The organism is Candidatus Stygibacter australis (assembly GCA_030765845.1).
Lineage (GTDB): Bacteria > Cloacimonadota > Cloacimonadia > Cloacimonadales > TCS61 > Stygibacter > Stygibacter australis.
On the sequence record JAVCDJ010000252.1, the window covers coordinates 1 to 6,240 of the forward strand.

Here is a 6,240-nt window from a genome sequence, read left to right on the forward strand (position 1 = left end):
TTTCTTCACCAAATATACAGATACCATTTTTATTATTATTCATTATTAAATTATTTTCAATTAATGCAGTGGATTGATAGAATGATATTGCACCTTGATGTTGTGACCAGGGTCCTGAAAAATTCACGTTATAATTAGCATACTCAATGATTGATTTACTTATCACTGATGTAGAATCTGATGTTTCACTAAAATAAATAATACCCCAGTATCCAATAGAATCATTTCTTGTAAACCTAATTGAGTCGCTTTCTGTCCCAATTGCTTCTAATTTGCCATTAACAATCAAATGTCCATTTGAATTATTATGATTTTGCGAAGGTCCTATCTGAAATTTTACAGTTACTCCAGGTTCAATTACCAAAGTAGAATCTTCAGGTACAATAGCCTCTCCTTCAACAATATAAGGAGAATTCTCATAAGACCAGGTTCCATACACATTGGTACTATCTTGAATTATTGTATCAGCAAATAGTGTTATACCGAAAGCAATAAAAATAATAAAACAAATCAAACTTCTCTTCATCTTTCCTCCTGAAAATATTCCATTTCTAAAGCAATTTCAGTTTTCCAAATAATGACTCCACACATTGCTGTTAGTTGCCCCTTTAGTATATTAATCTTTGTTTCTCCCATATTCTGCAAATCTTTGGAGAATATTATTCTTGGATGTAAGAATACCTTTTTATTTTTTATATGTCAAGAATATTATTACAAACCTGTTTATTAAGATGATTTCTTGATCTAGTCTCTACCGCTCATATATTAGAAATGTAATGTAAGACTATTTCACCACCATTGTCAGCAACGACGGAGCGACTACACGACAAGAGGGGGGAAGATTTGAAGATGAGAAGGGGAGAAGGGGTGAAGGGGTGAATAATTGAAAATTGAAAATGGTAAATTGAAAATTAAATGTAATCTAATCAGAGCTGGGGAAAACGAAGGGGCGAAGGGGGGAAGGGGAGAATAATTGAATCAGCCATAGGCTGACAAGAATGTAATCCACCCAGGCGGACAAGAATATTAATTTGAGCTAACCGAAGCAATTCTTTTTAGATAATTTCAATAATCACTTGGGGCTTTGAGAACTGTCTTTATTATATTTTAGCTTATATTCAGTAGTTTTGATCTTTTTTTCCAACTCCTGTACTTCAGCAAGAGTAAGCACTTGTGAGCCATCTATCTTTTTTGCATTCATAAGTTTGACTTCTTCAGTAAGTGATTCAGGGCTTATTTTCAAAACCTTTGTTGTGAGCCCTGGTTCGGAAATTATCCTGATCTTTTTATAATCAGTCAGCTTAATTGTGAAGGCAATATTATAAGGAAACTTTCTATCAGCGAGAAATGTGCAGATCAGACGGTATATTCCGGGTTCTCTATAGCGTAATTCATAATTGATTATTTTCTCCAGTTTCTCAACTTGTGACAGTTTATCCAGTTCTATCGAACCATCCAGGTATCCGCTTAGTTCAGAGAAATTCTGGGTTTCCAGACTATGCTTTAGTTTACGGATAAAATACATGATATTGCTATTGAGGTGAGTTCCGGCAATCTTTGGTATCATCTTGAAAACAGTACCGAAGCGGAGAAATAGAATGATTTCCTGCTTTATATGATAGATTTTTTCATTAATGCTCTCATAAGAAATGGAATATTTCTCCAATAACTGCTCCAGTTGGATGCCCTTCACAAAATAATCTTTGGCTATATCTTTTTCGGTCTCAGTGAGAAATGAGTCTGGCACATCGTCGAGTACTGCCTTCAATTTAGGCATTTCTAAAAGATCCGGGTAGTTTTCTTCTTGAACAGTCAGTTGCAGCTTTTTCTTAAGATCGCCTTCTATTTTATTTGATTTCAGGAGCTGGAATGCATAGTTACGGGCAACCTGATATATCCACTGATCAGGCTTCTGCACCTTATCTTTCCAGAGAAACAGCTTAATAGAAGTCAATTGTGCAATTTCCTGGGCTAATTCATTCGTATGGCAGAAATATTGACCGATAGATAGTGCTTTCTGGTAATAATGATCATAAAATTGCTCTTCTGAGAATTTTTTTTGCCCGTTTTCACCCATAATCTACCCCTTCCCATATCTACTTTTATGGAGGTAGATATAGTGTTAAAAAAATTAGCCCTTTTGCTGGCGATTATCTTCTTATTCACCAATATTTACTGTCAAGGTCAATTTCCTGATTATCCGGTTATTACTCTGGAAGATCTGATCGGAGTAGAATACATTATTTTCCTGCAGCCTGCCAGTGGTGAATACATGGTTGTTATTATCGAAGGTGAGTATTTTTTAGTTTTTTTAGAGTAATAGATATGCAAATATGGCATTACAGTACGATCCGGTGTATTTTCATAGATGCGCATCTGCTTTTGAATCCGGCGAATCATCAGTAATGATGCTGAAACTATATGAGTTTTGGTTCAACTCCTTTCACCGGTTGAGGAGGATATATTTTTAAGTGTACATTATGCCATGAGGGCAGACCTGCGGGTTTGCCCTTTTTTGTTGGTTTTTTATGGACAATAGGGGAGTAATTTTGAGTTTTGGATTTTGAATGTTGATTGAATATAAGCCAGACTTGGAGAGGTTTGTGGTTTTTTAATCAGAGCTGGTCATCCGTCGCTTACGCTGTTCAAGACTATGGATGATTTTCAAAAGCTCTGGGTACAACGGGAGAACTGGGGAGTAATTTTGAATTTTGAGTTTTTAATTTTGAATGTGAATTTTGAATGGTGAAGATTTCTATAAAAAAACTACAATATTCAGAAAAAAGATTTTGACAAAAAAAAGGGTGTAGAGAAATTAGCACTTGAAATAGTTAATTGCTAATTTTAATAAATAAGGAGGTAATTATGGCAAAACAACTGAAGTTTAGTCATGATTCCAGAACATTACTCAAAAAGGGAGTTGATGAACTCACTAATGCAGTAAAAGTAACTTTGGGACCGCGCGGTCGCAATGTTGTTTTGGATAAGAAATTTGGCAGTCCTGTGATCACTAATGATGGAGTGACCATAGCCAAAGAGATCGAACTGGAAAATGAATTTGAAAATATGGGAGCGCAGCTTTGCAAAGAAGTTGCAGAAAGAACTCATGATAATGCAGGAGATGGAACTACAACCGCAACTATACTTGCTCAGGCAATCATAGAAGAAGGTCTTAAGCATGTAACAGCCGGTGTGAACCCGATGTATCTTAAACGTGGACTTGAAAAAGCAGCAAAAGTGGTAACAGCAGAAATCCATGAACTAAGTACAGAGATCAAGGATAGCAAAGAGATCGCTCAGATAGCATCAATCTCTGCTAATAATGATCAGGAAATCGGTGAATTGATCGCAAAAGCAATGGAAGAAGTTGGACGTGATGGCATTATTAATGTAGAAGAAGCCAAATCCATTGAAACTTATATGGAAAAAGTGGAAGGAATGCAGTTTGACAGGGGATTTATATCACCTTATTTTGTAACTGATCCAGAAAAAATGATCACAGAATTTGAAGATCCTTACATTTTGATGTATGATAAGAAGATCAGTGTGATGAAAGACCTTCTGCCTATCCTTCAGGAAGTAGCTCAGTCAGGAAAGCCCCTGATGATCATCTCAGAAGACATCGAAGGTGAAGCGCTGGCAACACTCGTGGTAAACCAGCTTCGTCATACAATAAATGTAGTGGCAGTAAAGGCTCCGGGATTTGGAGATCGTCGCAAAGCCATGATGCAGGATATTGCTATCCTTACAGGTGGCAATGTGATCAGTGAAGAGACTGGCAGAAAGCTTGACAGCGCTACTATGGAAGACCTGGGTTCAGCTCGTAAGGTAGTGATCGATAAAGATAACACTATCCTCCGTGAAGGTGCTGGAACCAAGCAGGATCTGGAAGCACGCGTAAGCCAGATCAAAGCTCAGATCGAAGAAACAACATCTGATTATGATAAAGAAAAGCTTCAGGAAAGATTAGCTAAGCTTTCCAGTGGAGTAGCTGTGATCAAAATAGGCGCTGCAACTGAAACTGAGATGAAAGAAAAGAAAGCTCGCGTGGATGATGCACTTCATGCTACCCGTGCAGCAGTGGAAGAAGGAATTGTAACTGGTGGTGGCACAACTTTGATCTATGCCTCCAGAGCAATCGATAATCTTAAATTAACTACTCACGAAGAAAGAGTAGGTGCTCAGATATTGAAAGCAGCTTTAACCAAACCAGCTTATCAGATCGCAACAAATGCCGGTGAAGAAGGCGCAATCATCGTGGAAAAGATCAAAAAGACCAAGGATATTCACTATGGTTACAATGCAGCGATCAATAAATTTGAGAACCTGTTTGAAGCCGGTGTGATCGATCCAGCCAAGGTAGTTCGCTGCGCTCTGCAGAATGCTGTATCCATAGCTGGACTCTTACTCACTACAGAATGCATCATCACAGATATCAAAGAACCTGAATCACCAATGCCAGGCGGAGCACCGGGAATGGGTGGCGGAATGCCGGGGATGTATTAAGACGTGAATCGTGAGTCGTGAGACGGAAGACGGGAGACGGGAGACGGGAGACGTTAATAGTTAATCGTTAGTCGACAATAAATAAAAAACCAGCCGTTGGGTTTTCCAGCGGCTGGTTTCTTTTTTATACTTTGCTATTAATCTTTCGTTGATTGATTGTTGATATTGCGATTTACTTTGCGGGTGACAACCGGGGCTGGTTCGCAGGGGAAGTAATCAATCAATCCCACAATATACTGCAGAATCAGCGAAGCATCAAAAGCTTCCATATTGCCATTTGCATCTACATCTCCCAGATACAGACGCCAATCTTCCCATGGTGCCGGATCAAGTTCTGGCAGTGGGTCTAAACCTACAAAGTATTGCAGAAGTAGAGCAGTATCATAAGCATCAATCACACCGCTTTCATTAATATCACCAAAACTGACTACACCATTATACCAGGTAAGAGCTTCGTTTGATGGCAAAGTTTCACCGCTTTCTGTATAATATGCTGTTACGTAGTAGTGATATTCACCGGGCAGATATGGAGTATGAATAAAGCTCATTTCCGTGGAAGTTCCAGCAATCTGGTAGCCTTCACCATTAAAATCTGCATAGATATTATAGTACTCAATATCACGGCTGATCTCCTCAGAGCTAAGCTCCCAATTCAATAAAACTTCGTCATCCGAAGCTACGGCAATAAGATTCTCTGGCGAAGGGATAAAGCCAAGCATGATGTTCTGAGTAGTTGTCTGGGTTTGAATAACCTGAATATCATTAGCGATAAAATCTTCATAACCAGGCAGAGAAGCAATAAGATCATAAGTACCCGATTCCAGGATCATTGTATATTCTCCCATTGAGTTTGGATGAACAACCTGGTCATCAACTTCTATAAGTACATCCTGCATATTGCCTGCACCACCAATACTCACAGTTCCCTGTATATAACCAAACGGCTGTAAACTGACTCCTTCGATCTCCACATCATCAATATACCAGTCATCTATATAAAATGAATTACCTGAGAAAGTGAAGGCAAAATAAAACGTAGGAGAGCCTACATCAGAATTATTGATATTCACATTACTGACAGTTGCACCCTGATTTTGAGGAGGCCAGGTGGCTGCCTGCTGCCAGGTGTTACCATTTGAGGAAGTTTCCAGAGCGAGTGTATAAGTCCCGTTGTAATGATCTACGCTCTGTCGGAAAGAAAGATCTATTTCACTGGAACCAGAAGTAGAGAAGGGACCGCAAACCAATCTTTGATTTCCAGTGACTGAGGGACTCCAGTAAAATTTAGCTTCAGGAGCTGATCCTCCAGCATAACTGCTGGCTCCGCTTTGCCAGTTTTGCCCATCAATATACCATCCGTCTGGCGGGAAATTACCAGTAAAATCTTCATCTATCAGCACAGGGACCTGGCTGATAACAAAAACGAAGTTTCCACTCTCTGAATAATCCTGTCCTGCATTCAAAATCCAGTTTACAGTGGCAGCATGTCCCACAGGTGACCCCGGAGCAGCATGAAATTCAAAAATCCCTGTTGCTATTGCATCACCATTGATATTACCTGGATTAAAAGTATTACCATTTATAGAAAGATATGAGTCACTGGTAGAAAGTGTAAATTGAGCATCATAAACAGGAGCTCCACCAGTATTAGCAAAATTTACTAAAACATCAGCAGTCTCTCCTGCATCCAGAATATTATCAATACCATCATTTACAAAATAATCACTGTAACCG

The 6,240-nt window shown here is 38.9% G+C and carries 5 protein-coding genes; 2 read left to right on the forward strand and 3 right to left on the reverse strand.

Annotated elements, in window-relative coordinates; translation table 11 throughout:
* Positions 1 to 526: hypothetical protein (locus RAO94_12695; protein MDP8323198.1), on the reverse strand; the 526-nt coding region annotated here is incomplete at its 3' end.
* 546 nt (positions 527 to 1,072) lie between these two features.
* Positions 1,073 to 2,077: a hypothetical protein gene (locus RAO94_12700; protein MDP8323199.1), complete on the reverse strand. Its 1,005-nt coding sequence runs from the start codon at positions 2,075 to 2,077 to the stop codon at positions 1,073 to 1,075.
* 42 nt (positions 2,078 to 2,119) lie between these two features.
* On the opposite strand from RAO94_12700, the gene RAO94_12705 reads away from it, so the two are divergent.
* Both RAO94_12705 and groL read left to right on the forward strand, forming a co-directional pair.
* Positions 2,120 to 2,320 carry a hypothetical protein gene (locus RAO94_12705; GenBank protein ID MDP8323200.1) on the forward strand — a complete coding sequence of 67 codons (201 nt, stop codon included), beginning with the start codon at positions 2,120 to 2,122 and terminating at the stop codon, positions 2,318 to 2,320.
* 542 nt (positions 2,321 to 2,862) lie between these two features.
* Entirely contained in the window at positions 2,863 to 4,506 is a 1,644-nt protein-coding gene (gene groL, locus RAO94_12710; GenBank protein MDP8323201.1) for a chaperonin GroEL, read from the forward strand.
* 137 nt (positions 4,507 to 4,643) lie between these two features.
* On the opposite strand, the gene RAO94_12715 is transcribed toward groL, so the two are convergent.
* Positions 4,644 to 6,240 (reverse strand): hypothetical protein (locus tag RAO94_12715; protein MDP8323202.1); only part of this gene is annotated, 1,597 nt, incomplete at its 5' end.